25 protein-coding genes and 2 tRNA genes are annotated in these 24,303 nt (G+C 72.2%); 17 read left to right on the top strand and 10 right to left on the bottom strand.

Features of this window, described 5'->3' with window-relative positions; all coding sequences use genetic code 11:
* The first annotated feature begins 163 nt into the window (after nt 1-163).
* Nucleotides 164-484 carry a hypothetical protein gene (locus AB0J46_RS05580; RefSeq protein ID WP_364326833.1) on the top strand — a complete coding sequence of 107 codons (321 nt, stop codon included), beginning with the start codon at nt 164-166 and terminating at the stop codon, nt 482-484.
* A gap of 101 nt (nt 485-585) precedes the next feature.
* Here the strand turns inward: AB0J46_RS05580 and AB0J46_RS05575 are convergent, their stop codons facing one another.
* Both AB0J46_RS05575 and AB0J46_RS05570 read right to left on the bottom strand, forming a co-directional pair.
* Complete coding sequence (locus AB0J46_RS05575) at nt 586-1,047, bottom strand: hypothetical protein (RefSeq protein WP_364326831.1); 462 nt, start codon at nt 1,045-1,047, stop codon at nt 586-588.
* A gap of 29 nt (nt 1,048-1,076) precedes the next feature.
* On the bottom strand, nt 1,077-1,646 hold the full coding sequence (locus tag AB0J46_RS05570) for a DinB family protein (RefSeq protein ID WP_364326829.1): 570 nt from the start codon (nt 1,644-1,646) through the stop codon (nt 1,077-1,079).
* A gap of 59 nt (nt 1,647-1,705) precedes the next feature.
* Between AB0J46_RS05570 and AB0J46_RS05565 the strand changes: the two genes are divergently transcribed.
* Nucleotides 1,706-2,686: a YafY family protein gene (locus AB0J46_RS05565; RefSeq protein ID WP_364326827.1), complete on the top strand. Its 981-nt coding sequence runs from the start codon at nt 1,706-1,708 to the stop codon at nt 2,684-2,686.
* Here the strand turns inward: AB0J46_RS05565 and AB0J46_RS05560 are convergent.
* Complete coding sequence (locus AB0J46_RS05560) at nt 2,670-5,162, bottom strand: cytochrome c oxidase assembly protein (RefSeq protein WP_364326824.1); 2,493 nt, start codon at nt 5,160-5,162, stop codon at nt 2,670-2,672. The genes AB0J46_RS05565 and AB0J46_RS05560 overlap by 17 nt on opposite strands.
* 166 nt (nt 5,163-5,328) lie before the next feature.
* On the bottom strand, nt 5,329-6,945 hold the full coding sequence (locus AB0J46_RS05555; protein WP_364326821.1) for an AMP-binding protein: 1,617 nt from the start codon (nt 6,943-6,945) through the stop codon (nt 5,329-5,331).
* Between the two features lie 86 nt (nt 6,946-7,031).
* On the opposite strand from AB0J46_RS05555, the gene AB0J46_RS05550 reads away from it, so the two are divergent.
* The 3 genes from AB0J46_RS05550 (at nt 7,032) to AB0J46_RS05540 (ending at nt 9,085) form a co-directional block, all read left to right on the top strand.
* On the top strand, nt 7,032-7,907 hold the full coding sequence (locus AB0J46_RS05550) for a LuxR C-terminal-related transcriptional regulator (RefSeq protein WP_364326818.1): 876 nt from the start codon (nt 7,032-7,034) through the stop codon (nt 7,905-7,907).
* A 70-nt stretch (nt 7,908-7,977) separates the two neighbouring features.
* A complete protein-coding gene (locus tag AB0J46_RS05545; protein ID WP_358289818.1) occupies nt 7,978-8,355 on the top strand; it encodes a DUF2255 family protein in 378 nt (125 codons plus the stop codon).
* A gap of 64 nt (nt 8,356-8,419) precedes the next feature.
* On the top strand, nt 8,420-9,085 hold the full coding sequence (locus AB0J46_RS05540) for a flavin reductase family protein (protein WP_364326815.1): 666 nt from the start codon (nt 8,420-8,422) through the stop codon (nt 9,083-9,085).
* On the opposite strand, the gene AB0J46_RS05535 is transcribed toward AB0J46_RS05540, so the two are convergent.
* The 3 genes from AB0J46_RS05535 to AB0J46_RS05525 are packed head-to-tail and all read right to left on the bottom strand — an operon-like array spanning nt 9,082 to nt 11,263.
* Nucleotides 9,082-9,588, bottom strand: coding sequence for an NUDIX hydrolase (locus AB0J46_RS05535; protein ID WP_364326812.1), 507 nt, complete (start codon nt 9,586-9,588; stop codon nt 9,082-9,084). The genes AB0J46_RS05540 and AB0J46_RS05535 overlap by 4 nt on opposite strands.
* Nucleotides 9,589-9,597: 9 nt before the next feature.
* A complete protein-coding gene (locus AB0J46_RS05530) occupies nt 9,598-10,341 on the bottom strand; it encodes an ABC transporter permease (RefSeq protein WP_352355773.1) in 744 nt (247 codons plus the stop codon).
* Nucleotides 10,322-11,263, bottom strand: a complete 942-nt coding sequence (locus AB0J46_RS05525; RefSeq protein WP_364326809.1) for an ATP-binding cassette domain-containing protein — start codon at nt 11,261-11,263, stop codon at nt 10,322-10,324. Before AB0J46_RS05525 ends, AB0J46_RS05530 begins: the two co-directional genes overlap by 20 nt.
* Nucleotides 11,264-11,514: 251 nt before the next feature.
* Between AB0J46_RS05525 and AB0J46_RS05520 the strand changes: the two genes are divergently transcribed.
* From AB0J46_RS05520 to AB0J46_RS05510, 3 genes are read left to right on the top strand one after another with little or no spacing between them, the layout of a single operon-like run.
* Nucleotides 11,515-12,525 carry a lysozyme gene (locus tag AB0J46_RS05520; protein ID WP_364326806.1) on the top strand — a complete coding sequence of 337 codons (1,011 nt, stop codon included), beginning with the start codon at nt 11,515-11,517 and terminating at the stop codon, nt 12,523-12,525.
* A gap of 53 nt (nt 12,526-12,578) precedes the next feature.
* Entirely contained in the window at nt 12,579-13,109 is a 531-nt protein-coding gene (locus tag AB0J46_RS05515) for an NlpC/P60 family protein (RefSeq protein ID WP_364326803.1), read from the top strand.
* A gap of 33 nt (nt 13,110-13,142) precedes the next feature.
* Nucleotides 13,143-16,352, top strand: coding sequence for a BTAD domain-containing putative transcriptional regulator (locus tag AB0J46_RS05510; protein ID WP_364326800.1), 3,210 nt, complete (start codon nt 13,143-13,145; stop codon nt 16,350-16,352).
* A gap of 15 nt (nt 16,353-16,367) precedes the next feature.
* Here the strand turns inward: AB0J46_RS05510 and AB0J46_RS05505 are convergent, their stop codons facing one another.
* Complete coding sequence (locus tag AB0J46_RS05505) at nt 16,368-17,003, bottom strand: hemerythrin domain-containing protein (RefSeq protein WP_364326797.1); 636 nt, start codon at nt 17,001-17,003, stop codon at nt 16,368-16,370.
* Nucleotides 17,004-17,136: 133 nt separating this feature from the next.
* Between AB0J46_RS05505 and AB0J46_RS05500 the strand changes: the two genes are divergently transcribed.
* From AB0J46_RS05500 to AB0J46_RS05490, 3 genes are all read left to right on the top strand, one after another.
* Nucleotides 17,137-17,367, top strand: a complete 231-nt coding sequence (locus AB0J46_RS05500) for a transposase (RefSeq protein WP_364326794.1) — start codon at nt 17,137-17,139, stop codon at nt 17,365-17,367.
* Nucleotides 17,368-17,407: 40 nt separating this feature from the next.
* A tRNA-Thr gene (locus AB0J46_RS05495) sits at nt 17,408-17,480 on the top strand.
* Nucleotides 17,481-17,619: 139 nt separating this feature from the next.
* Nucleotides 17,620-17,799, top strand: coding sequence for a hypothetical protein (locus AB0J46_RS05490; protein ID WP_352320986.1), 180 nt, complete (start codon nt 17,620-17,622; stop codon nt 17,797-17,799).
* Nucleotides 17,800-17,858: 59 nt separating this feature from the next.
* Here the strand turns inward: AB0J46_RS05490 and AB0J46_RS05485 are convergent, their stop codons facing one another.
* Together AB0J46_RS05485 and AB0J46_RS05480 are read right to left on the bottom strand one after the other, a co-directional pair.
* Complete coding sequence (locus tag AB0J46_RS05485; RefSeq protein WP_364326791.1) at nt 17,859-18,071, bottom strand: hypothetical protein; 213 nt, start codon at nt 18,069-18,071, stop codon at nt 17,859-17,861.
* A 162-nt stretch (nt 18,072-18,233) separates the two neighbouring features.
* Entirely contained in the window at nt 18,234-18,800 is a 567-nt protein-coding gene (locus AB0J46_RS05480; RefSeq protein WP_364326788.1) for a hypothetical protein, read from the bottom strand.
* A gap of 1,814 nt (nt 18,801-20,614) precedes the next feature.
* Between AB0J46_RS05480 and AB0J46_RS05475 the strand changes: the two genes are divergently transcribed.
* The 6 genes from AB0J46_RS05475 (at nt 20,615) to AB0J46_RS05450 (ending at nt 24,219) form a co-directional block, all read left to right on the top strand.
* Nucleotides 20,615-20,935 carry a hypothetical protein gene (locus AB0J46_RS05475; protein ID WP_364326785.1) on the top strand — a complete coding sequence of 107 codons (321 nt, stop codon included), beginning with the start codon at nt 20,615-20,617 and terminating at the stop codon, nt 20,933-20,935.
* Nucleotides 20,936-21,826: 891 nt separating this feature from the next.
* Nucleotides 21,827-21,900: transfer RNA gene (locus tag AB0J46_RS05470), tRNA-Met, on the top strand.
* 71 nt (nt 21,901-21,971) lie between these two features.
* Nucleotides 21,972-22,136 (top strand): 50S ribosomal protein L33, encoded by a 165-nt coding sequence (rpmG, locus tag AB0J46_RS05465; RefSeq protein WP_019632658.1) that lies wholly within the window; start codon nt 21,972-21,974, stop codon nt 22,134-22,136.
* Between the two features lie 198 nt (nt 22,137-22,334).
* Nucleotides 22,335-22,784: a MaoC family dehydratase N-terminal domain-containing protein gene (locus tag AB0J46_RS05460; RefSeq protein ID WP_352320994.1), complete on the top strand. Its 450-nt coding sequence runs from the start codon at nt 22,335-22,337 to the stop codon at nt 22,782-22,784.
* Nucleotide 22,785: 1 nt separating this feature from the next.
* Nucleotides 22,786-23,214: a MaoC family dehydratase gene (locus tag AB0J46_RS05455; protein WP_352355751.1), complete on the top strand. Its 429-nt coding sequence runs from the start codon at nt 22,786-22,788 to the stop codon at nt 23,212-23,214.
* A gap of 150 nt (nt 23,215-23,364) precedes the next feature.
* Nucleotides 23,365-24,219 (top strand): hypothetical protein, encoded by an 855-nt coding sequence (locus AB0J46_RS05450; protein ID WP_364326781.1) that lies wholly within the window; start codon nt 23,365-23,367, stop codon nt 24,217-24,219.
* Nucleotides 24,220-24,303: the final 84 nt, after the last annotated feature.

Genomic DNA, 24,303 nt, shown 5'->3' with positions numbered 1-24,303 from the left:
GTGATGTCGAGCACTCACAGTAGGCAAGTTTTTACTGTCAGTCAACGCCCGCTTTGCCGAGAGCCAGTGGGTCGCAGACACGAGGAGAGGCACGTTGACGGAAGAGCCGGTGTTCGTGAGGTTCCAGAGTCCAGCGCCGAACGGCCGCGGGACGCACCCAGGGGTGTTCGGACTGGTCAACAGCCTCGCCGAGCAAGGTCTTCTGTCGGACGAGGAGGAGGCGTTCAGGCGCGAGAACAACGCGTGGTACGAGGCCAACTTCACCGACCCGACCACCGTGGACCCCGACGTCTACCGCCGCGACGTCAACCCGATGGCGGCGGCCTGGTTCAAGGCGTCGGCCGCCCGGCTCGTCGAGCGGGTGCCGGGGTATCTGGCGATCCTCGCCGCGCACGATGTGGAGTGTGTACGCCTCGAATCGGCGGATCCCGGCAGGATCATCTACGAAGACGACGATCAGGTGGTCGTCGTTCCTCATGTGTGACCGGCTGGGGCGGCTTCCAAGGTCATGGTGGCGTGCGGCATAGGGTGGGCGTGGCTTGCTGGACCGGTTCGCGGCGGCCTGCACCGATCCGATGCCGGCGCTCAGTCGAACCAGACGACCAGGCGCACGCCGTCGGGCCCGAAGCGTCGCGCCAGCGCCCGCATCACCTCGAAGACGGCCGCCCACCCGGTCTCCGGTCCCAGCAGGTCGAGGCGGGTCAAGGGGCCGGATCCGGCCGCGGGGCGTGCCGTCAGGTCCAGGTCGCGCAGCTCCGCCCAGGAGACCCAGGTGCACCCGTGCACGGCGGGGTCGAGGCGGGCGGTGTCCTCGTACTCGGCGCGGACCGGTCCCGACACGTCGTCCGGCAGGCCGCGGCCGGCCGCGACCGGCGGCCACCCCAGCCGGTCGCGGATGCCGAACAGGCAGGCGAACGACCCGTGGTCCTGGTCGTCGTAGAGCGGGTGGAGCGGGATGGAGGCGGCCGTCCAGGGGTCGCCTTCGTACCAGTCCTCGTGGGCGAGCGGGTGACGGGCCTCGATGAAGCCGTAGATGTCGGTGCTCATGGGGAGAGGGTAGGAAACGACGCCTCCGGTCAGGGGCGGTTCATGTGGAGGTGCAGGTCGCGCAGCAGGCAGACCTCCGACAGGTGGTGGATGAGCTCGCGGTGGACGTGCAGGACCAGGTCGGCCATGGGGGCCTCCGGGAAGGGCTCCGCGTCGCCCATGGGCGCGCGCAGGCCGGCCTCGCCGAGCTCCCGCACGCCCGCCAGCCACCGCTCGGCCTGCGTGTCGAGCTGGTCGAGCGCCGCGGCCGCGCCGCCGGCGTACTCCCAGGTCTCGTACGAGGCCGGCGGCGCCCCGAAGTGCACCGCGTTGCGGACGGCCAGCACGCCGACGATGACGTGGCCGAGCCGCCAGGCGATCGTGGTGAAGGGCGGCGGCACCGGCTGGGGGAAGGCGAAGTCGATCGTGTGGCCGCCCGCGCCGGCCTGGACGGGCGCCGTGGAGGTCCCGCGCGGCCGTACGCTCCAGGCGTCCGGCACCGGCGACCAGAAGTACTCCTCGTCGGTCAGGCCGTCGAGCCGGGCCCGGAGCTGGTGGTTCCAGTGGAACTCCCACTGCTCGCGCAACGTGCGGTTCCAGTCGAGTGTGTGTGCGTCCATGGAGCCACGATCACCCCACCGGCGGACAGGATCGGTCCGCTTTCTGGCAAGGTGGCGGCATGGACGAGACGGGCGGCGCGGAGCGGGGCACGACCGAGCGGGTGCTGACCCTGCTGGGCCTGTTGCAGCAGCGTCAGGTCTGGACCGGCCCCGAGCTGGCCGGACGGCTCGGCGTCACGTCCCGCACGGTCCGCCGTGACGTGGAACGGCTGCGCGCGCTCGGCTACCAGGTGCACGCCGGCCAGGGCATCGGCGGCGGCTACCGGCTCGGGCCCGGCCAGGACCTGCCGCCGCTGCTGCTCGACGACGAGGAGGCCATCGCCACCGCCGTGTCGCTGCTCGCCGGGGCGGACAGCGCGGTCGCGGGCGCGGGCGACGCCGCGATCCGGGCGCTGGCCAAGCTCGACACGGTGCTGCCCGCCCGGCTCCGGCACGAGGTGCGTGCGCTGTCCGGGGCGGTGGAGTCGTTCGGCGGCGGGCGCGTGCCGGTCGATCCCGAGGTGCTCATGACGCTGGCCAGGGCCTGCCGGGACGAGGTCGAGGCCGGCTTCGACTACCCGTCAGGAGGGCGGGTGGGGCGGCGGCGGGTGGAGCCGTACCGGCTGGTGACCTCCGACCGGCGCTGGTACCTGCTCGCCTACGACCTCGACCGGGACGGCTGGCGCAGCTTCCGGGTGGACCGGATGGCCGCGGTGGCCGCGCGCACCTTCCGGTTCCGGCCGCGCCCGGCGCCGGACGCGGCGGCGTACGTGCAGGAGGGCGTGGCGAGCCGGGCCTACCCGCACCAGGCGCGCTTCCTCCTGCACGCCCCGGCCGCCACGGTACGCGCGCAGGTCCCCGCGTCGGCGGCCGTCGTGCGGGAGCGCGGGAGCGACCGGTGCGAGCTGGTCAGCGGCGCGGGCAGCCTCGACTACGTGCTCATGCACGTGGTCGCGCTGGGCCACGACTTCGAGGTGCTCGACCCGCCGGAGCTGGGGGAACGCTGCCGGGAGCTGGCCCGCAGGCTGGCCTCGGCCGGGACGGTCAGGCCGTCGGGGTGACGGGGGCGGTGTCGAGGGTGAAGGTCTCGACGATCTCGGTGCAGGTGCCGTGCTCGCCCATCACGCACAGCGCGAGGGCCTGGTAGGTGGCGGTGAAGGCCGACGGCGCGGCGAGGAGGCCCAGGTCGAGCGGGTGGTCCCGCTGCTGGAGCCGGGTGAGGGTGATGTGCGGGCGGAACAGGTCGCCGATCTCGTCGTAGCCGTAGAGGTCGAGGTTGGCGCGGGCCGTGGACGGCGCGGTGAGCCGGTGGTCGGCCAGCACGCGGCCGACCGGGTCGCGGTGGCGTAGGCCCGTGCGCAACGGGTTGAGCGCGGCGACGACGTCCTCCTGGAGCCGGATGATCGCGTCCGTCTTCCGGTAGAACAGCTCGACCATGCCCTGCTCGTTGGCGGCGAAGGACTCGCCTTCCAGGAGTGTCGCGGAGGTGCGGCCGCTGAGGTCGCGCAGCAGCGCGACGGCCTTTTCGAGCTGGTCGGGGGTGAAATTGGCCATGTAGAGCGAGATGTGCGGGTAGAGACCGTCCTCGCGCAGGACGAACTCGGTCGCGGCGGCCTCCGCGCAACGCCGGCTCAGGCGCACGGCCTCGGCGTTGACGTCGTGCGGCGGCAACAGGACAACGTCGTAGACCGGGAGATCGCCCATAGGGGATGAGTGTAGGACGGACCGGGGGCGGTGCGCGCGGGCGGCCTGCCGTCGCAGGGCCAGGCGTACGGCCGGGAACGCGTAGGCGGCCAGCGGCGCCAGCAGGAACACCGCCCCGGCCGCGCGCTGGTCGGCCAGCGGGTCGGGCACCCCGGGCGGGGCCGCCAGGGCGAACCACTCCGCCGCGACGGCCGGGCCCACCAGCAGGTACGTCCCCAGCCCCAGGTACGCGACGGCGGCGACGGCCAGCAGCCGGACCCGCGCGGCCCACGGGAACGGCCTGGGCAGCGGGTCGAGGTCGAGCACCGCCCAGGCGACCAGCAGGCCGGCCCCGGCGGACACGGCCATGGTGACCAGGTGGGGCGCGTACCCGGCGAGCGACCAGGGCAGCCACGGCGTGCCGTACAGCAGCAGGAGCAGCACCGGGACGGCGGCCGTCACCAGCGCGGGACGGGTGAGACGGCGGCCGGGGGCGCGGTCGCCGAGAGGGCCGTACTGGGAGCCGGGGCCGGTGGCCCGCGCGGCCAGGGTGAGCGGCGCGCCCGCGCACAGCAGGAGCGGCGCGACGACGGCGAGCACGACGTGCTGCACGGCCTGCGCCGACGACATCGCCCGCGCGTACCCGCCCACGCCGCCGAACAGCGCGACCGCGGCCAGGGTCAGCCCGGCGTGCCAGGAGAGCGTGCGCAGGACCGGCCAGCCGGGCACCCGGCGCAGACCGGCGAGGTAACCGGCGGCGGGCAACGCCAGCAGCAGCAGGACGAGCGGGTCGAAGCGCACCTCGCTGAGCAGGGCGCCGGGCGAGAAGGGCGCGAGCGCGTACTCCAGGACGGGATGGTCGTGCCCGCCACCCGCGCCGGGCGGCGGCGGGGTGCGCGAGAGGCCGACGGCCAGCCCGGTCGCCGCCACCATCACGATCACCTCGCCCGCGGCCAGCCGGACGAACGTGCCCCGCACCCCCCGGTCGGCCACGCCGGCCACGGTCCGCAGACGGTGCCGCCGGCCGAACCAGGCCAGCACCGCCAGGGCGGCGACCTTGGCCAGCAGCAGCAGGCCGTACCGGCTCAGCCACAGGTCGGACAGGCGGTCGAGCCGCACCCAGCCGCTGACCGCGCCGGAGAGGGCGACGGCGGCGAAGCAGCACAGTGCGATCGTGCTGAACCGGGGCAGCACCACCCGCAGGTCGGCCGAGTGCCGGAAGTGCAGCAGCACCGCGGCCAGGCCGCCCACCCACACCGACACCCCCAGCAGATGGGCCATCAGCGCGGAGACGGCGATGTCATGGTCGGCCGCCGAGGCGGCATGGCCCACGTAGGCGGGCGGCAGCAGCCCGAACGCCGCCACGGCCAGCGGCACCCAGGCGGGCAGCCGGCGCACGAGCGTGGCCACCGCCACCGCGAACGTGGTGACCAGCACCACCAGGAGCGCCTGCGTCTGCGGGAGCGAGGTGCCGAAGTCGAGCATGCCGGGCTCGGCCAGCAGGTACTGCACCGGCATCGGGATGAAGCTGGACAAGGTGAACACGTAACCGGCCAGGGCGGCGACCGCCCACCCCAGCGCCCACCAGCCCGCCGCGCGCAGGCACCGCGCCGACTCCGGCGAGCCGGCCGGGGCCAGCACGGACGCCGCCAGCAACGTCCCCACGCACGCCACCGCGCACAGGTCGAGGGCGAGGCGGGCCAGCGGCAGCCCCCAGTCGGTGACCGGACCGGCGGTGGGCAGCCCGAAGACCTCCACCGTGCCGGCGCCGCCGCCGAAGCGCAGCACCGCGACCAGCACCAGGACGCCCACGCCGACCGCGAACACGGCGTACGTCCGGGCAGAAGCTCTCATAGCCGACCCGCCAGGTTGTCGGAGGCCAGGAACCCGGCCGCGCCGCCCGGGGCGGGCGCGACCCCCACATGCTCCCACGGGGTCCCGGGCCGGGCCAGGCGCGAGCGACGTCTGCTTCGAGCGCATACGCGGAGATACGCGCGCCCGCCGCCCGCGGTTCAGCAGGTCAGGGGTGGAGCCCCAGGAGGGTGACGGCCTGTTCGCGCATCTCGACCTTGCGGATCTTGCCCGTGACCGTCATCGGGAACCCGTTGACCAGGTGCACGTAGCGGGGGACCTTGTAGTGGGCCAGGCGGCCGGCGCAGAAGTCCCTGATCGCCTCGGCGGTCAGCGGCTCGGTGCCGGGGCGCATGACGATCCAGGCCATCAGCTCCTCGCCGTACTTCTCGTCCGGCACGCCGATCACCTGGACGTCGGCGATGTCGGGATGCGTGTAGAGGTACTCCTCGACCTCGCGCGGATAGACGTTCTCGCCGCCGCGGATGACCATGTCCTTGATCCGGCCGACGATGTTGACGTAGCCCTCGGCGTCCATGGTGGCCAGGTCGCCGGTGTGCATCCAGCGGGCCTCGTCGATCGACTCGGCTGTCTTGTCCGGCTCGTTCCAGTAGCCGAGCATCACCGAGTAGCCGCGGGTGCACAGCTCGCCCGGCTCGCCCCGGGGCACCGCGAGCCCGGTCTCCGGATGCACGATCTTCACCTCAAGGTGCGGCATCACCTGGCCGACCGTCTCGGTGCGCCGTACCAGCCCGTCGTCGCGGCGGGTCATCGTCGACACGGGGGACGTCTCGGTCATGCCGTAGCAGATCGCCACCTCGCTCATGTGCATCTCGCCGATCACCCGCTTCATCACCTCGACCGGGCACGGCGAGCCCGCCATGATGCCGGTGCGCAGCGACGACAGGTCGAAGTCGGCGAAGCGCGGATGGCCCAGCTCGGCGATGAACATCGTCGGCACGCCGTACAGCGAGGTGCACCGCTCGGCCTCCACGGCCCGCAGCGTGGCCTCGGCGTCGAAGCCGGGCGCGGGCAGCACCACGCAGGCGCCGTGCGAGGTCGCGCCCAGGTTGCCCATGACCATGCCGAAGCAGTGGTAGAGCGGCACCGGCAGGCAGACCCGGTCGTCCTCGGTGTAGCCGACGCCCTCGCCGACGAAGTAGCCGTTGTTGAGGATGTTGTGGTGCGACAGCGTCGCGCCCTTGGGGAAGCCGGTCGTGCCCGAGGTGTACTGGATGTTGATCGGGTCGTCGAAGGACAGCGTGGCCGCCCGTGCGCGCAGCGCGGCGGGGTCGGCGCGGCGGCCGGTCTCGACCAGCTCGTCCCAGCCGGGCTCGCCGATGAACACCACCTGCGTGAAGCCGATCTCGGCGAGCATCGCGCGGTAGTCGCTCGTCTTGTGCTCGACGGCGCTGACCAGCAGCCGCATGCCCGACTGGCGGACCACGTAGTCCAGCTCGTGGGCGCGGTAGGCCGGGTTGATGTTGACCAGGATCGCGCCGATCTTGGCGGTGGCGTACTGCGTCAGCACCCATTCGGCGCAGTTGGGCGCCCAGATGCCGACCCGGTCGCCCTTGGCGATGCCCCTGGCCAGCAGGCCGAGCGCCACCTCGTTCACCGCGGCGTCGAACTCGGCGTACGTCCAGCGCCGCCCGCTCGCCATCTCGACCAGCGCCTCGCGGCCCGCGTACCGGGCCGCGGCGCGTTCCAGGTTCTCCCCGATCGTCTGGCCCAGCAGGGGGAGCGCGGAGACGCCGGACGCGTAGGAGAGCAGTGAGTCACCCATGCCCGAAGCATCCGCCAGGGCGGTGCGGCACGCTACCCCCGTTCAGGGGTAGCCGCGGGACGCCGGCCGCGTGCCATGCTGGTGACATGGCGGTGACACATCTTCCGTCGAGTGCCCTGGCCCCGCAGGCCGCCGTGCTCCTGCGGGCCGCCCTCATCCGGATGCGGCACGTCGTCGGGCTGCCCGTCCTGTTCGGCGGCGCGGTGTCGGCCCCGGGCGGCGCCGTGCGGCTCACCGAGCTGACGGGGGTCCGCACGGACGTGCTGCGCGGGCTCGCCATCCACACCGGCAGCGGCCTGGGCGGCCGGGTCCTGGTCACCGCCAGGCCGGGCAGCGTCGAGGACTACGTCACCGACTCCCGCATCAGCCACGAATACGACAGACCGGTGGCGGCGGAGGGCCTGCGGGCGATCGCGGCCGTCCCCGTCGTGGTGGGCGAGACGGTCTACGGGCTGCTCTACGGCGGCGTCCGCGAGCCGCTGCCGCTCGGCACCCGCGTCCTCGACGGCATGAACCAGATCGCCGCCCGGCTCGGCGTCGAGCTGGCCGTACGGGCGGAGGTGGAGCGGCGGGTGGCCGCGCTGGAGACGGCCGCGATCACCGGCGCGGCCCGCGAACGGCCCGCCGGCCCCGAATGGGAGCAGCTGCGTGAGGCGCACGCCGAGCTGCGCTCGATCGCCCAGGAGGTCGCCGACCCGGTCCTGCGCGAGCGGCTGCAGGGCGTCTGCGACCGGCTGACCTCGCCGGACGGCGGTCCCGTCCCGGCCAACCCGCTCTCGCCCCGGGAGCTCGACGTGCTCTCCCTGGTCGCGGTCGGCTGCGGCAACGCCGAGGTCGGCCGGCGGCTCGACCTGAAGCCGGAGACGGTCAAGAGCTACCTGCGCAGCGCGATGCGCAAGCTCGGCACCCACACCCGCATGGAGAGCGTGGTCTCGGCCAGGCGCGCCGGCTACCTCCCCTGACCCCGGCGGATTTACCAACTACGGACGATGACGGTCGGCGCCGCCGACCGGTTCCGGGTAGGCCCCCACCATGACTGCTTGGACGAACGACGAACTCGACCGGATCGCCGCCGCCGAGGAGCTGCAGATCGCGTCCCTGCGCGGCGACGGCGAGCTGCGCCGCCCGGTGACGATCTGGGTCGTCCGCCTCGGCGACGACCTGTACGTCCGGGCCGTGAACGGGCGGGACGGCACCTGGTTCCGCGGCGCCCAGGAGCGCGGACGCGGCCGGATCCAGGCCGGCGGCGTCGACAAGGGCGTCACGTTCGCCGACGCAGACCAGGAGCTCAACGACCGGATCGACGCCGCGTACCGGGCCAAGTACCGCCACTACCCGGAGAGCATCGTGGACTCGGTGGTCAGCGGGCAGGCGCGGGCCGCCACGATCAGGCTCGTGCCGCGCTCCTGACCCGGTAACGAGAGGTCCGAAGGCCGCCAGCGTCCGGCCCGCACCGGCGGCGACAGTGGGAGGCATGAACACTGTCGTGGATCAGCACGTCCGCATTGAACCCAACATCCTCTACTTCGGCACCCCCGTCGTCCTGATCTCCACCGTGAACGAGGACGGCACCCCCAACCTCGCCCCCATGTCGTCGGCCTTCTGGCTGGGCTGGCGCGGCATGCTGGGGCTCGGGGCCAAATCGAAGACGTCCCAGAACCTGTTGCGGACCGGCGAAGGCGTGCTCAACCTGCCTTCCGACGCGCTCGCCCCCCAGGTGGACCGGCTGGCGCTGACCACCGGGAGCGATCCGGTCCCCGAGCGGAAGCACCAGCGCGGCTACCGGTTCGTGCCGGACAAGTTCCAGCGGGCGGGGCTGACCGCCGTCGCGTCGGAGACGGTGGCCGCGCCCCGGGTGGCCGAGTGCCCGGTCGCCATGGAGGTCGTGGTGGAGGAGACGCATCCGGTCGGCGACGGCGGGGTGCTCGCGTTCGAGGTGCGGGTGCAGCGGGTCTGGGTGCACGAGGACATCCGGATGGAGGGCACCGACGACCACATCGACCCCGACGCCTGGCGTCCGCTCATCATGAGCTTCCAGAAGCTGTACGGCCTGGGCCCGCAGGTGCACCCGTCCACGCTGGCGAGCATCCCGGAGCGGCACTACCGCAGCGCCGACCTCGAACGCGCGCGCACCCTCTAGAGGCACTCCAGCAGCGGCAGCCAGGTGCGGTGGGCGCACAGCTCCATGATCCGCTCCCGGGGCAGCCACTCCGCGCCGGTGCTCTCCGACCCCGCCGGCGGCGCGGTCGCGGCGCCGGGCGCCGCCAGCCGCGCCCGGAACATCACCATGTACGTCAGCGGCGCGTAGCGGTACCCGGCGGGAGCCGGGCGCAGCAGCTCGACGCGCTGCCACGCGAACACCGACAGGGCGGGCGGCTCCAGGAGCAGGCCGGTCTCCTCCTGGAGCTCCCGGACCGCGGCCTCGGCGGCGCTCTCACCGGCCTCCAGGTGGCCGCCCGGCACGTCCCAGCCGCGTCCGGGCCGGTCGACGCAGGTGAGCAGGGTCCTGCCGATGCTGTCGGTGACGAACGCGAACGCCGAGGTCGTGCCGTCGGCGGGCGGGAGGTCCGGGGAGAGGATCACGTCGAGGCGGTGCTCGACGGGGATCCACGGCACGGTGCGGGAGGCCATCACACGGGTCATGCCTCCATTTCACACGCCCTTGCGCATGGCCCGGTTGCCCAGGTACAGGCCGATCGCGGCGACCAGGCAGGCCGACGCGGTGCCGTACAGGACGGAGGGGTTCGCGAGGTCGCCGGAGAACAGCGCGCGCTGGCCTTCGACGATGTACGTGACCGGGTTCGCCGCACCGACGGCGCGCAGCCACCCGGGCGCGGTGTCCAGGGGCAGCAGCACGCCCGACAGCAGCAGCAGGGGGAACAGGATCGACTGGCTGACGACGTAGAACAGCGTCCCGCCGGGCGCCGACCGGATGGCCAGGACGAACGAGAACGCCCCCAGCCCCACCCCGAACACGGTGAGCTGCGCCAGCCCAGCCAGGACGCCCGCCGGATACAGCTCGAACCCCAGCGGGACGGCCAGCACGATGATCAGCACGGCCTGGGCCAGCAGGACCACCATCGCCTTCATCGCCCGGCCCACCAGCATCGCCGTCCGGTTCAGCGGCGTGACCAGCATGCGTTCCAGCGAGCCGCCGATCAGCTCGACCAGCAGCGTGTAACCGGCCGACATCGGCCCGGTCAGGCACATCATGACCAGGATGCCCGGCACGAACCACTGCCACGACGAGCCCACCGCGCCGTCCAGCAGCGCGCCGAACAGGAACAGGAACAGCAGCGGCTGGCCCATCTCGAACAGCAGCGCGACCGGCTCGCGCAGGACCGGCCGGAACTCGCGGGTGAAGACGGTGGCGGTGTCACGCAGGAAGGTCGTCATCGGTGAGGCTTCTCCCGGTGAGGGTGAGGAACACGTCGTCAAGGGTGGGGCGCGCGGTCTCGGCGGCGGTCACCTTGATCCCGGCGGCGTCCAGCGCCCGCAGGCGGCCGGGGAGCGCGGCGGGCGCGTTCGCCACCCGCACCCGCACGGTGACGCCCTCGGCTTGGCCGCCGGTCAGCTCGGCGGCCCTGGCGGCGTCCTGGGCGGTGTCCGTGGTGACCGTGACGGTGTCGCCGGCCAGGTCGTTCTTGAGCTGCTCGGCCGTGCCGTCGGCGATGATCGTGCCGTTGTCGATGATCATCACCCGTTCGGCCATGTTGTCGGCCTCCTCCAGGTAGTGGGTGGTGAGGAAGATCGTGGTGCCGTACGCCTCGCGCAGGCGCAGGATGTGCCGCCAGATGTCGGCGCGGCTCTTCGGGTCGAGGCCGGTCGAGGGCTCGTCGAGGAAGAGCAGGTCGGGGCGGTGGATCAGGCCGAGCGCGATGTCCAGGCGGCGGCGCTGGCCGCCGGACAGCGTGCCCGGCCTGCGGCTCGCCAGGTCTTCCAGGTCGAGCAGGCGCATCAGCTCGCCGGCCCGCGCGACGGCGTCGGAGACGGTCAGGCCGTAGCAGCGGCCCTGCGTGACGAGCTCGTCCCGGACGCGGAAGCTCTCGCCCGCGCTGTTCTTCTGGCCGACGTAGCCGATGCGGGAGCGCACCCCGGCCGGGTCGCGGGTGACGTCGTGGCCGGCGACGACGGCGGTGCCGGAGGTGGGCGGCAGCAGGGTCGTGAGCAGGCGGAGGGTGGTGGACTTGCCGGCGCCGTTGGGACCGAGGAAGGCGACGAGCCGGCCGGGTTCGACGTCGAGGTCGATGCCGCGTACGGCTTCGACGGTCTCCTTCTTCATTCTGAACACTCGGGTGAGGGCCCGGGTGTGGATCATGGGTGGTGCCTCCTGGGCATGGCGAAGAAGCCCCTGGTCAGGGGCCCTTTCGGGGATCGGTTCAGTTTGAGCCGGGTGGTATCGATTTGGCAAACGCGAATGTGACGTTCATATACGGCTCTGACCTGCGGAAACGACATCTGGAGAGGTGGGCGCCGAACGCGGATTTGTGGGCCTCGACATGGGGTTTCGCGCTTTTTCACGGAAAGACGTGACATTTCCGTGCTTGCGGCGTAAGTGGCGGCTCCGCGATGATCTCGGGCGTGAAACGCTTGTGGTTAATTGCGGTAATTGCCGCTGTCGGCATGACAGGGGTCGCGGAGGCGGCCGACGGTGTTCCCGGTGTCGACGTCAGCAACTGGACGGGCGACGTGGACTGGGCGAGCGTGGCCGCAGGCGGCGGAAAGTTCGCGTTCGTGCAGGCCACGGAGGGCACGAACTACCGCAACCCACGCTTCGACCCGCAGTTCGGCGGGGCCGCGACGGCCGGGCTCGTGCGCGGCGCTTATCACTTTGCGCAACCGCATGAATCCGACGGGACAGCGCAAGCCGACTATTTCCTGCAGAACGGCGGAAACTGGACCAGCGACGGTCAAACGCTGCCCGGAGTGCTCGATATCGAGGACAACCCGTACAAGGACAAGAACGGCAAGAACAACTGTTACGACCTGTCCGCCGAGGACATGGTCACCTGGATCAAGGACTTCACCAAGAAGTACCGGCAGCAGACCGGCCGGGACGCGATCATCTACACCACCACGAGCTGGTGGCAGACCTGCACGGGCAACTCCGGCGCGTTCAAGGCCAACCCGCTCTGGCTGGCCCGTTGGGGGAGCGATCCCGGTGAGCTGCCGAAGGGCTGGAAGCGGCACACGTTCTGGCAGTCGGCGGAGAAGGGCTCGCTGGCCGGCGGCCAGAACTCCTTCAACGGCTCGGAGTCCCAGCTGCGGTCGCTGGCCAACCCGCCCGCCCGGGTGTCGGTCTCCGGCCTGGTCAAGGGCAGGAAGCTCTACCGGGTGACGATCACGAACACCGGCCCGCACCCCGTCGAGGACATCGTGGTCTCCGGGCGCGCGTACGGCGGCCAGAAGGTGGTGAAGGCCCCCGGGTGCAAGTTCAGCGGCACGGCGGTGCGCTGCGTGGTCGGCAAGCTGGAGCGGGGCCAGAAGGCCGCCTTCACCTTCACCACCAGACCGAAGCCGAAGGGCCGGGTCGGGATGGTCGTCGAGGTAGGAACGGTCACACTTGACCTCAAAAGCTGAAATATCGCGATAGGTAGGATAAAACCCGGGATCTCGGCTTAAGGGAGAAACGGGTGGCGCGGCGGCGGCTGGTCCTGGCGGTGACCGCCCTGGTCGTCCTGCTGGCGGGCGCGGCGTCCATGCCGTTGTCGACGTTCGTGCCGTCCAGGATCGTGCGCATCGCGTACGAGATCGAGCGGTACGACATCACCTACTCCTGGGGCGGCGGCCACGGCGAGCGGCCCGGCCCCACGAAGGGCACCTGCCTGGGCTACAGCGGCCGGATCAAGCCCTGCCCGGCCGCGCGCACCCGCGGCCTCGACTGCTCCGGCCTGGCCCGATGGGTGTACGCCCTGGCCAACGGAAGGGACGTGCTCGGCCCCGGCAACACCGACGACCACGTACGCAGGATGCGGCCCGTGGAGCGCGGCCTGCCGGGCGACTTAGTCTTCTTCGGAAAAATCACGAAAAATAAGATCAAGACGCATCATGTGGGCATCTATCTAGGTCGTGGGAAGATGATGAACGCGCCTGAGACGGGGGCCTCGGTGCGCATTGACGATATTGGGCGAAGATCGGACTTCGCAGGCTTCTACCGGTACTGAAGGCGGGCGCTACCGGTACGGAAAAAGGGTGCCATGCTCCAGTTACACCTCCTTGGACCGCTCCACGCCACCCTGGACGGCCGCCGGCTCGACCTCGGCTCCGCCAGGCAGCGCGCCGTGCTCGCCCGCCTGGTCGCCGCCGACGGCCAGGTCGTCTCGACCGACCGGTTCATCGAGGACCTGTGGCAGGGGCAGCCGCCGCCCAAGGCCCTGGCCGCGCTCCAGGTCTACGTCTCGAACCTGCGCCGCGTCCTCGAACCCGACCGGCCGCCGCGCGCCCCCGCCGGAGTGATCGTCAGCGCCCCGCCCGGCTACCGGCTCTGCCTGCCCGACGAGGCCGTGGACGCCTGGCGGCTGCCCGGCCTCATCGACGCGGCCGGCGCGGCGCTCAAGCGGGGCGCGGGCGCCGTCGCCCACGACCTGCTCGACCAGGCGCTCGGCCTGTGGACGGGCGCCGCCTACGCCGAGTTCACCGAGGAGTGGGCCGCGCCCGAGGCGGCCAGGATGGCCGAGCTCAGGCTCGTCGCCGTCGAGTACCGCGCCGAGGCCGCGTTGCTGATGGGCCGCCACGCCGAGGCCGTGCCGGAGCTGCGCGGCCACGCCGACGCCCACCCCCTGCGCGAGAACGCCGTCCGCCTGCTGGCCCTGGCCCTCTACCGAGCCGGCAGCCAGGCCGAGGCGCTGGCCGTGCTGCGCCGGGCCCGCGAGAACCTGGCCGAGGAGCTCGGCGTCGATCCAGGCCCGGCCCTGCGCGCGCTCGAACAGGACATCCTCCGCCAATCCGAGTCCCTGCACGCGCCCGAGGTCGTGGAACACGTCCAGGAACGGCCCGTGGCCGCGCAGGAGCCCTCGATCGTGGGCCGGGCCCGCGAGCTGGCCGCGCTGCGGGAGGAGGCCGTGCGGCCCTTCCGGCGCACGGTCTGGCTGGGCGGCGAGCCGGGCGCGGGCAAGAGCGCCCTGGCCGAGGCGTTCGCGGCCGAGCTGGCCGAGCGCGGGTGGCGGGTCGCGTTCGGACGCTGCCCCGAGATCGACGGTGACGCGCCGCCCGCCTGGGCGTGGAGCGAGATCGTCCGGCAGCTCGCCGCCGTACGGCCGCCCGCCGCCGCCGACGCGGCCCGCCTGGCCCCCCTCCTGAACGACGGCGTCGCCATCCAGAACCAGTTCCAGCTCGCCAGGGCCGTGGCCGGCTACCTGGCGGGCTGCGCGCCGCTGCTCGTGGTGCTCGAAGACGTCCACCGGGCCGACGGCGAGACCCTGCACCTGCTGCGGCACCTGGACCCCGCCGCGCGGATCCTGGTCGTCGCCACCTACCGCCCGGCCGAGACCACCGAGGACCTGTCCGCCACCCTGGCCGCGCTCGCCACCGGCAGCAGGCACGTCGAGCTCGCCGGGCTCGACGAGGCGGCCGTCGCCACGCTGCTCGAACGCCACTCACAGCGCGCCGGACTCGACCCCGCCACCGTACGGACGGTCCTGGAGCGCACGCTCGGCAACCCGCTGTTCGTCTGCGAGATCGCCCGCCTGCTGGCCTCCGAGGGGCCGCAGGCCGCCGAGGCGCTGCCGCCCGGCGTGCGCGACCTCATCCGCCGCCGCATCACCCGCCTGCCCGCGACCGCCCAGACCGTGCTGCGCAACGCCGCCGTCGTCGGCAGGGACGCCGACGTGGACGTGCTGATCGCGCTGCACGACGGCGACGAGGACACCGTCTTCGACGGCCTGGAGGCGGGCGTCATGACGGGCCTGCTGGCCGAGCCGGGGCCGGGCCGCGTCAGGTTCACGCACGTCCTGGTCAGGCAGGCGCTGTACGAGGACACCGCGCGGATCCGCCGGACCAGGCTGCACGGGCGCGTGGTGTCGGTGCTGGAGCGGCTGCGGCCCAACGACGTGGCGGCCCTGGCGCACCACGCGCTTGAGGCCGCCGTGCCGGACGCCGTGCGGTACGCCAGGGCGGCGGCCGTCCAGGCGTCCGGCCTGCACGCGCACCGCGAGGCGGCGGCGCTGTGGCGCGCCGCGCTGGAGTTCGCCACCGACGACGCGACCCGGCTCGACCTGCTGTGCGGACTGGTGTCGGCGCTGGGCCACGCCGGCGACGTGCTGGGCGCGCTGGCCGCCAGGACGCGGGCCGTCGAGCTGGCCGCCCCGCGCGGCGCGCTCGCCCGCGCGCTGACCTCCTACGAAGCCCCCGTGGTCTGGACGATCCAGGTGGACTCCCTCTACAACCGGGACTTCATGGAGGCCGTGGAACGCGAGCTGGCGGCCGGTCCCGACGACGAGACGCGCTGCCGCCTGCTGGCCGCGCTCGTGTTCGAGCTGGAGGGGCACGACGACGACCGCGTGGACGCCGCCGGCGCCGAGGCCGTGGCCCTGGCCCGCCGCCTCGGCCGTCCCGACCTGCTCTGCCTGGCGCTCAACGCCCGCTACTTCGCCGTGCTCAGCCCCGAACGGCGGGACGAGCTGGAGGCCGTCGGCGCCGAGCTGCTGGAGCTGGGCCGCACCCACCGGCTCGTCGGCTACCTCACGCTGGGCCACTGCGCGCTGCTCATGGCCGCACTCGGACGCACCGATCTGGAGGCGGCCAGGCGGCACGCCGACAGCGGCGTGGCGGTGTCCACCAGCGGCCAGCTCGGCATGTCGCTGGCCATCCTGGCGCTGTTCGGCGCACTGCGGAAGCTGGTCGAGGGCGAGTTCGACGAGGCGGAGGCCGTCTACACCGGGCTCACCGAGCAGATGGCCGAGCGCGGCGGCGTCAACGCGCGGGCCATGGGCGCTCTGTGCAGGTTCGCCGTCCGGATGGCCCGCGGGAACGTCCGCGACTCCCTCGACGAGCTGGCCGCCATCCGGGAACGCGTGAACAGCGCCACCGTGCACGAGATCTACGCCGGGGCGCTGGCGGCCGCGGGCGAGCTGGAGGCGGCCCGGCGGGTGTGGCGGCCCGAGTCGTGGCTGCCGCGCAACTACTACTGGCTGATGTGGCAGGCGCTGCGCGGCCAGACCGCCGTCGCCCTGGAGGACCGCGAGGTGGCCGCACGCTCCTACCGCGTCCTGCTGCCGTGGGCGGACGAGCTGGCCGGGATGGGCAGCGGGTCGATCACGCTCGGGCCGGTCGCGCTGGTGCTCGGCGACCTGGCCGAGCTGCTCGGGCTGCCGGCCGACGGCCACTACGCGCAGGCTCTGCAGGTCGCCGAGCGTGTCGGCTCGCCCCACTGGGCGCAGGCGGCCCGCCGCCGCCTGGCGCGCCGCTGAGCGGTCCCAGAAGGCTCACGGCGTGCCGAAGATCAGGCTCTGGCGGCGCCGGTGGCCGCGGCCCATGAGCGCGAGCAGCACCACGAGCACCGGCCCGGCCAGGCGCCGCAGCTCGGCCAGCTCCTCCGGCCGCGCGTACTGGGCGATCCTAGGCAGGTCGAACCGGGCGTCCCCGCCCTTCCTGACCTCGGTCTCGACCTTCTCCCAGTCCGCCTCCGAGACGTACTTGGCGACGACCGGGAAGATCAGCCGCTCCTCCTCCTCGATGTGCTCGTCCAGCAGGTCGGCGAGCGCGGCCAGGGACTTGGCCATCCGCCGGGCCGCCTGCCCGTCGGAGCCGAGCTGGGCCGCGGCCGTCGTGATCTCCTCCAGCAGCGGGTCGAGCGCCGCGTGGTCGTCGGTCAGGTCGCTCAGGTCCACCTCGGCGCCCGCCGAGCGCACGATGACCGGCCACAACACGTTGTCCTCGGCCTGGTGATGGTGGTGGATGCCCGCGCACAGCTTGGCGGTGAACGTCGCGATCGCCCGCAGCCGCTCCTGACCGGCCGGCTGCTCGCCGGCGGCGATCGCGCTCATCACCTCGGCCAGACGGCGGGTGTCCCCGCGCATGGCCCGGTGCGTGATGCGGAAGCCGAGCATGTTGGGTGCCATTTCGGTGCTCCTTCTGTCCGTTTGGCACCAGCGTGGGACGCGGCTCTTAGACACCTCTTGGTGCCGACTTGGCATGGCGGTAACGCCTGTGGCGGACGGAAATTGAGAGACCCGGCGGCTAGGGTGTGCCGCTATGGACAGGCGATGGGTCGGCCTCGACGGCGTCGAGGTCGTGCCGGCGATGCGGGCGGGCCGGCAGGTGCTGCGGGTGCGCAGGAACGGGTGGCTGGTCGCCGACTGTCGTTCGGTGGCGGAGGTGGCCGCGCACGTCGACCTGGCCGATCTGTGCGAGGTGATCGATCTCGCCGCGCGCCGCGGATCCGGCGGCGTGGTGGAGGCCCGTACGAGTTCGCATCATGGCTGAGTGCCGTGTATGGTTACACCTGTCCGCAGCGAGCGGACAGGCCCCTATAGCTCAGTCGGCAGAGCGTCTCCATGGTAAGGAGAAGGTCAACGGTTCGATTCCGTTTGGGGGCTCTTGTAATGAGCAGATACGACGCCCGGCCAAGGTGACTTGGAGCCGGGCGTTTTTCGTTGTGCGGGTTGAGAGGCGCTTGTTTCGGGGCTTCAGCCGGCCCCAAGAAGGCTCCAAGCGCCGGCGTGTTCCATGACGGTCATGAGAAACATGTTCGCGGCCCGTGGTGTGCGCCGGGCGCTGGCTCTGATCCTGCTCTCCGTCTCGACCGTGCTGACGATCAGCGTGGCGAGCAGTCCCGCCTACGCGTGGAACCCGGCGAACGACGGCTGGCACAAATGCCTGATCGACGGCAAATGGATGTGGTGCAAGGACCTGTAGGTCCTGCGGGCGAGCCGCTCTTCCCCGTGCGGGAGGGCGGCTTTTCGGTTGTACGGCTCTTATGTTCTGGCCTTTCGGGACGCGAAGGCGGGGAGGTCGATCACCTCGACCAGGTCGGCGAGGTCCACGTGGTGGACGATCTGGGCGATGGTGCCGTAGTAGCCGAGGAGGTAGCGGCGGCCGTTCACGGTCTGGGTGACCTTGATGCGTTGCCTCGCGCCGAGGGTGATGACCTCGACGAGGATGCCGCGGGGGCCGTGCCAGCGTGTCACGCCACAACTCTACGCAAAACGGACAAAAGCATAGAATGTGGACCGGTGGGCAGTAGGCGGGTGAGGGTTGGTTGCCCACACCTGAAAGCTCCGGACGCGGGGAAGCGTCCGGAGCTTTCGCGTGCCCGGAGTTGTGGCGTTGCGCGGGTTCGCTGCCCCGCGCTACGCGGTCTCGTCGAGGGGCGGGTAGGCGAAGTGGCGGGTGTCGGCGAAGGTCTGCGGGCCGGTGAGCCGGTAGCCGTGGGCGGCCTCGCTGGTGGTGTGGTACGGCCCCACGTCCACGGTGTCGGCGATCGACCAGACGCCTCTCACCTGCTGCTTGACGACGTAGAGGAACTCGTTGAAGTCGAGTGAGGAGGAGACGAAGGTGTTGAGCACGGTCAGCGATCGGCGTCCCGCGGTCAGCGCCGGCGGCAGGTCCACGGACTGGTCCCGCCAGCGGTAGGTGTTCTCGACGGGCAGGGGGTGCCACACGCCGGCGGGGGCGCCGTTCACGGTGATGGCGGCCTGCTGCATGGAGATGCCGGCGTCCAGGCGGCGGATCAGCCGTACGCCGGTGTTGGCGGGGTCAACGGTTACGGTGAACCGGCTCGACCCTCCGTGGCCGAAGGCGCGCCCGTCGTCCGAGACCGGGCGGCCGAGCGCGAAGGGCTGCACATGCCGCGGCGCCACCCACAACCCGACCACCACCCCAACCCCAACCGCCCCCACCACCACCAAAGCCCCCATCCCAACCCCCCGCCACCGCCCCCACCTCCCACCAGGCGACGCCCCCACCCCACCCACCGAAACGGGCCCACCTGCAGGGACCGCCACCCCGCTCGCCGAAACCGCCATCCCACCCGCAGGGACCACCACCCCGCTCGCTGGAACGGGCCCACCCGTAGGGGCCGCCACCCCACCCGCCGGAGCCGCTGCCGCACTTGCCGGCACGCCTGGCCCCCCGCCGACCGGGGAAGCGTCGGCGGGAGGACCATCGACCAGGGAAGTAACACTGGCGGGAAGTCTGCTGACGGTGGGAACACCGCTTGCCGGCAGGGCGGCCCCGAACTCGTCCGCAGGCGGCCCGCCACCAGAACTCCCCTCAGCGGGAAGCCTCTCGGCTGGAAGCGCGCCGCCGGAGGGAGCGCCCATCGGGGAAGCGCCGAAGGCAACACCTCCGCTGGACAGACCATCGGAAACCCCGCCTCCCGCACTCCCATCAACAGGGATCCCGCTCGCCCAAACGCCACCTCCCGAAGCCTCACCCGCCGGAGACACCTCACCCGCCGGAGACCTCTCGCCCGGCCGCCCCTCGCCCGGCCGGCTCCCGCCCAGCAACCCCTCGCCCGGCAGGCCCCGGGCCAGTAGTCCTCCGTCGGGCAGTCCTTCGCCGTGCAGACCCACGCCGGGCGACCCTCCGCCGTGCAAATCCCCGCCCGGTAGCCCTCCGCCCGGCAGACCCTCGCTGGGCAGCCCCCCGCCGGGCAGGCCCCCGCCCGGGAGATCGCCCGCTGGAAGTGCGCTGCCCGGAAGTGCGCCAGCCGGGGGACTGTCGGCCGGATGTGCGGAGACCGGGGGACCTGCGACTTGGGGGTCCTTGACCAGGGGGCCATCGACAGGGAGAGCGCCGCTGGGGGGAGGGGCGATGGGCGTGGCCGCTGGGGCTGCGGCCGGGGCAGATGCTGGAAATGCCCCACTTCTCGCCATCTGAGCGCCTGTCGAGCCCTCTGCCCCTCTGTGGGGCTCAGCGAATCCCGGAAGCGCAGCCCCATGATCGGAGCCTCCAACAAGAGGTGCAGCCCCTTGGCCAGGGCCGCCAAGCGGCGTCGTGCCGAGCTCGGCACGGTTGTCGACAGGCGCGGCGTCCGGCCGGCTCAGCCCCGCAGGAGGCGCGGCACCCGGCTGAGGCGGGCCCTCGATGGGACCGGCATGCGGATGGACGGAGGCGACGTCAGGAACCCCGGAATACTCGAAGGGCGGAACGCTGGGGGACAACGCCATCCGGGTGAGCTGGAAGCCGGACGGAGGCATGCGGTTGATCCGCACACGCTCCCAGGCCCGTTCCCACTCCGGCACCCGATGCTCAGGCACCCCGCAAGCCCGCAGGAACGTCACCATCACCGCCTTCTTCGGAAACCGCCGTCCGGCCAGCATGTCCGCACAGGTCGCCCGGGGAAGCCGGGGCCCGCCCGCCCTGTCCGCCCGCGCCTGGAGCTCCCGCAACGACACGTCCGCCCGCGCGAACTGCTCGGCGAGGAGCCTCACCAGACCCTCGTGACAGCTCACCGACTCCACGCCGGGTTCCGCGCCTTCCTGGTCCTCGCCCATCGCCCCTCTCCCCGACCCGGCCTTCTTCTGTCCGACAGTGTACGAACGATGACCGTACGTGTCCGGAGGGATTTCAGGGACGTCCGAGTCAGGCTCGCGCGTGGACGACTCCGGACGAGTCTGTCCGCCCTGCTGTTGGACACCGGCGTCCGGTCGCTTTCCTGGCATTCGAGCGCAGACCAGCGCCGAAACCCCGAGCAGCACAAGCAGAACGAGCAGAAGAGGAAGACGACATGAACAGGAAACTGGCACTCGCCGCAGGTGTCGCCGCCGTCCTTTCCGGGCTTGTCATCCCGTCCGCCCCCGCCTCGGCCGGCAGCCTCCAGTGCAACAGCGGCCGGGCCCCGGAGGACGGCTACGTCGGCCGTGCCGACTGCCACAACCCGACCGGCCAGACCTGGGTGTACCGCGCCGTGATCACGTGCGGCTGGAGCCCGGACGTCGTCGGCCCGTGGGTCACGCTCGGGCCCGGCACCTCGGGCCGGTCCGAGGGCAAATGCGCAAGCTGGGGCAGCGGCGTCGGTGCTGTAGGCGTCGACGAACGCCAGGCATGAGCCCCCCGCCCAGTTCGGCCCGCCCGGCCCCCACCCGGCCCCCGTCCGGCCCGGCCGCGGGTTGATCGGGCTCGGATGACCCCTCGGGTCCGAGGTGCGGGCGGGTGGGGTGTGGCTCGTCGTTGAGGAGCCGGGGCGCGGTCGAGGCGGGCGGCACCTCGCCGGACATCCGTGCGGCACGCGCTCCCCTTGCGCGGTCGCACGGGTGTCCACCGCGCTCCCTTGTACCCACCCCGGCCACGAGCCCCCTTGCAGGGGCGCGCGGGTGTCCACCGCACTCCTTTGCGCCCACCCTCAGGCCCCCCATCCAGGGCCGTCCGCCAAGGGCCCCCCATCCAGGGCCGTCCGCCAAGGGCCGTCCATCCAGGGCCGTCCGTCAAGGGCTGCTCATCCAGGGCTGTCCGCCTCTGTCCACTTCGCCACTGCGCTGGCTTTGGCTGTGCGACACCTCCGGGTGGGCGCAGGCGTCCGCTGTGGGCCCCCCTCCGCCGCTGCGTCGGCGTCCGCTGCGGACACCCCTCCGTCTCCCGCGCGGGTCCGTTCACCGCGTGGAGGCGCGCCGCCGGCGTTCGCCGGGGGCACGCCCGTTCGCCGTACGGACGGGCGTCGCCGGCGGCCGCCGGGAGAGCCCTTCCGGCCACCGCGTGGACGGGCGTCGCCGGGGTGTGTTCGTTGCTGCGTGCCTGGTCCGGAGGTTCGCGTCGGTAAAGGGGGCTGCTAGTGTGGCGGTGGCCTCCACGGGTGATTCCCCAGGCGAGACCCAGGTGGCATGATCGGATTTCGGTTGTCGGAGGTTCCTGGGGCATACTGGTAGCACCCCACCCGATCAGGTGAGTTACTAATGTGCTCCCAGCTTCGGGTATCCTCTATGGGCCGGGAGTTTCCGGCCAAGGCGGAGTAGCTCAGTCAGGCAGAGCAAACGGCTCATAATCGTTGTGTCGCCGGTTCAAGTCCGGCCTCCGCTACTACCCAATCCCAGGTCGGTCGGCCTGGGTACGGGTGTGTCCATGTCCCGAACGTAGAAAGGCACTCCCAAGTGGCTGCCACCGACGTTAGGCCGAAGATCACGCTGGCCTGCCAGGAGTGCAAGCACCGCAACTACATCACGCGGAAGAACCGGCGCAACGACCCGGATCGGCTTGAGCTGAAGAAGTACTGCCCGAACTGCCGCTGCCACCGCGCGCACCGCGAAACCCGCTAGCGGTACTTCTGCCTCCATATCGCACAACCGGCGTCCCGGACGGGGCGCCGGTTTGTCGTGTTTTCACTGCTTTGAGGCGCCTGCTTAGGCGCTGACCCGGGTCCCGGCAAAAAGCACGCCATGAGCGGCGACAGCCGAACCTTGTTCTGTTACCGTCTGCCTCAGCAGCGCTCGTTGAAGACATACGAGGGAGCACTGATGGCCTTGAACCGTGACTTCGTGGGCAGGACCTATCCATCCGCCGCCCCGTACGAGGTCAGCCGGGTGAAGATCAAGGAATTCGCGGCGGCGATCGGCGACAACAACCCGGTCTACCGCGACAGGGAGGCCGCCAGGGCCGCCGGATACCCCGACGTGATCGCGCCGCCCACGTTCCCCATCGTGTTCAGCCTGCAGGCGGGCGGCGAGGCGCTGGTCGACCCCGAGCTGGGCCTGAACCTGGCGATGGTGGTCCACGGCGAGCAGCGGTTCGAGTACGTCAGGCCCGTCTGCGCGGGCGACGAGCTGGTCACCACCGCGACGATCACCGACATCAGGAGCGCTGGACGCAACGAGCTGCTGACGATCAGGAGCGACGTGACGACGGTCGCCGGAGAGCCGGTCTGCACGACCTACAACACGATCGTCGAGCGCGGAGGGGCGGGCTGACATGGCGGCCACGGTGAGGTACGACGAGGTCGAGGTCGGGCAGGAGCTCCCGGTCGTGGGCTACAACGTCCGGCGGCTGAACCTCGTCATGTACGCCGGCGCCTCCGGCGACTTCAACCAGATCCACTGGAACGAGCGCTTCGCCCGGACGGTCGGGCTGCCCGACGTGATCGCGCACGGCATGTTCACGATGGCGCAGGCGGGCCGGTTCGTCACGGACTGGGCGGGCGACCCGGGCGCCGTGCTGGATTTCGGCGTGCGGTTCTCGTCGATGGTGATCGTGCCCGACGACGACCAGGGCGCGACGATCTCCGTGAGCGGGGTCGTCGAGGAGAAGCTGGAGGACAAGCGGGTGGTCGTCGGGCTGACGGCCAAGGCGGGCGACGCGAGGGTCCTGTCGAAGGCACGTGCGGTCGTACAGCTCTCCTGATCCCGTGATATGTCGGGCGGGTCGCGGGTAGCCCGTGTTGTTATGAGTGAAGTTGCGCGACAGGTCTGGCCCACCGTCCGTTCCATCCCGGTGTCATCCGTCACCGATGCCAAGCCTCCTGCTCACCTGCGTCCCGCGTCCCCTGAACAGGTGGGGGGCAGCAGCGGCACCGGACGGGACACCACGGGCGGCTCGGCCACCGGCGTCGGGACGGGCCGCGCCCGGCCCAGGGGCGCGGGCGCGCACGGGAACCCCGCCGCCGCGCTGGGCTTCTCCGGCGACCCCGGCCAGCACGGCGACCCGGACGACACGATGCTGCACGCCCAGCGGGTCTGGGACGGCACCCTCGCCACGAACCGCATGGACGACCTGGGCGTCAACACCGAGCGCCAGCGCGTCGAGACCAAGGACGTGACGGTCTCCGCCGGGCTGCTCGTGGACGGCCGGCCCGGGGACGCGCTGGAGTGCGTCCAATCGGTGATCGAGCACACGCGCGCCCGGATCCTGGCCCTCGACCTGGGGAACGTCGACGGCGCGGGAGACGTCCTGGACGAGCTGGCCGAACGGTACCCGGAGCGGATCGTGGTGTGGCACGTCGCCGAGACCTCGCGGGCGTCCGGGGGCACGGCGGGGTGGGGGGAGGGCCGTACCAAGCTGTTGCGGCTGGACGAGTCCGAGGTGCACGTGCTGATGGAGACCTCGCTCGCGCTGACGGGGGACGCCTTGACGCCGCTGGTGGCGGCCATCGTGGAAGGGGCGGTGGCGGCGGGGTGGCAGGCGGCCGAGGCCGAGGAGCCTGGCAGGGTGGGGGCGTTGCGCTGCGACCTGATGGCGGTGCGCAGGTCGGCGGCGCTGGGGGCCTTCCCCGAAGGCGCGGAGCGCGGCGAGGAGGCCGACCTGGAGTTCTCCCGCGCGCTGGAGGGCGGCCTGGTGGTGCCCGAGGGTCCCCTCCCGGTCCACCGCCTCGGCTCCCCCCGCCACCACGACCAGCCCCTCCACAGCTGACCCCCGGCCCGGCCCCGGAAGCCGATCGGCAGCGTCGGCGCGTGCACGGGTGGGCGGGTGGCGGTTCGGATCGGGGATGCCGCC

The organism is Nonomuraea sp. NPDC049758 (genome assembly GCF_040674635.1).
Taxonomy (GTDB): Bacteria; Actinomycetota; Actinomycetes; order Streptosporangiales; family Streptosporangiaceae; genus Nonomuraea.
This window is presented reverse-complemented; position numbering and strand designations above follow the sequence as displayed.

What these genes read in the sequence shown, in the direction of transcription:
- AB0J46_RS05570 (WP_364326829.1), bottom strand. Translation starts at nt 1,646, where the DNA reads ATGGACGCACACACACTCGACTGGAACCGCACGTTGCGCGAGCAGTGG.
- AB0J46_RS05565 (WP_364326827.1), top strand. Translation starts at nt 1,706, where the DNA reads ATGGACGAGACGGGCGGCGCGGAGCGGGGCACGACCGAGCGGGTGCTG.
- AB0J46_RS05540 (WP_364326815.1), top strand. Translation starts at nt 8,420, where the DNA reads ATGAACACTGTCGTGGATCAGCACGTCCGCATTGAACCCAACATCCTC.
- AB0J46_RS05505 (WP_364326797.1), bottom strand. Translation starts at nt 17,003, where the DNA reads ATGGCACCCAACATGCTCGGCTTCCGCATCACGCACCGGGCCATGCGC.
- AB0J46_RS05490 (WP_352320986.1), top strand. Translation starts at nt 17,620, where the DNA reads ATGAGAAACATGTTCGCGGCCCGTGGTGTGCGCCGGGCGCTGGCTCTG.
- AB0J46_RS05460 (WP_352320994.1), top strand. Translation starts at nt 22,335, where the DNA reads ATGGCCTTGAACCGTGACTTCGTGGGCAGGACCTATCCATCCGCCGCC.
- AB0J46_RS05575 (WP_364326831.1), bottom strand. Translation starts at nt 1,047, where the DNA reads ATGAGCACCGACATCTACGGCTTCATCGAGGCCCGTCACCCGCTCGCC.
- AB0J46_RS05455 (WP_352355751.1), top strand. Translation starts at nt 22,786, where the DNA reads ATGGCGGCCACGGTGAGGTACGACGAGGTCGAGGTCGGGCAGGAGCTC.
- AB0J46_RS05550 (WP_364326818.1), top strand. Translation starts at nt 7,032, where the DNA reads ATGGCGGTGACACATCTTCCGTCGAGTGCCCTGGCCCCGCAGGCCGCC.
- AB0J46_RS05525 (WP_364326809.1), bottom strand. Translation starts at nt 11,263, where the DNA reads ATGATCCACACCCGGGCCCTCACCCGAGTGTTCAGAATGAAGAAGGAG.
- AB0J46_RS05530 (WP_352355773.1), bottom strand. Translation starts at nt 10,341, where the DNA reads ATGACGACCTTCCTGCGTGACACCGCCACCGTCTTCACCCGCGAGTTC.
- AB0J46_RS05475 (WP_364326785.1), top strand. Translation starts at nt 20,615, where the DNA reads ATGAACAGGAAACTGGCACTCGCCGCAGGTGTCGCCGCCGTCCTTTCC.
- AB0J46_RS05510 (WP_364326800.1), top strand. Translation starts at nt 13,143, where the DNA reads ATGCTCCAGTTACACCTCCTTGGACCGCTCCACGCCACCCTGGACGGC.
- AB0J46_RS05500 (WP_364326794.1), top strand. Translation starts at nt 17,137, where the DNA reads ATGGACAGGCGATGGGTCGGCCTCGACGGCGTCGAGGTCGTGCCGGCG.
- AB0J46_RS05555 (WP_364326821.1), bottom strand. Translation starts at nt 6,945, where the DNA reads ATGGGTGACTCACTGCTCTCCTACGCGTCCGGCGTCTCCGCGCTCCCC.
- AB0J46_RS05520 (WP_364326806.1), top strand. Translation starts at nt 11,515, where the DNA reads ATGATCTCGGGCGTGAAACGCTTGTGGTTAATTGCGGTAATTGCCGCT.
- AB0J46_RS05560 (WP_364326824.1), bottom strand. Translation starts at nt 5,162, where the DNA reads ATGAGAGCTTCTGCCCGGACGTACGCCGTGTTCGCGGTCGGCGTGGGC.
- AB0J46_RS05480 (WP_364326788.1), bottom strand. Translation starts at nt 18,800, where the DNA reads ATGGGGGCTTTGGTGGTGGTGGGGGCGGTTGGGGTTGGGGTGGTGGTC.
- AB0J46_RS05535 (WP_364326812.1), bottom strand. Translation starts at nt 9,588, where the DNA reads ATGACCCGTGTGATGGCCTCCCGCACCGTGCCGTGGATCCCCGTCGAG.
- AB0J46_RS05545 (WP_358289818.1), top strand. Translation starts at nt 7,978, where the DNA reads ATGACTGCTTGGACGAACGACGAACTCGACCGGATCGCCGCCGCCGAG.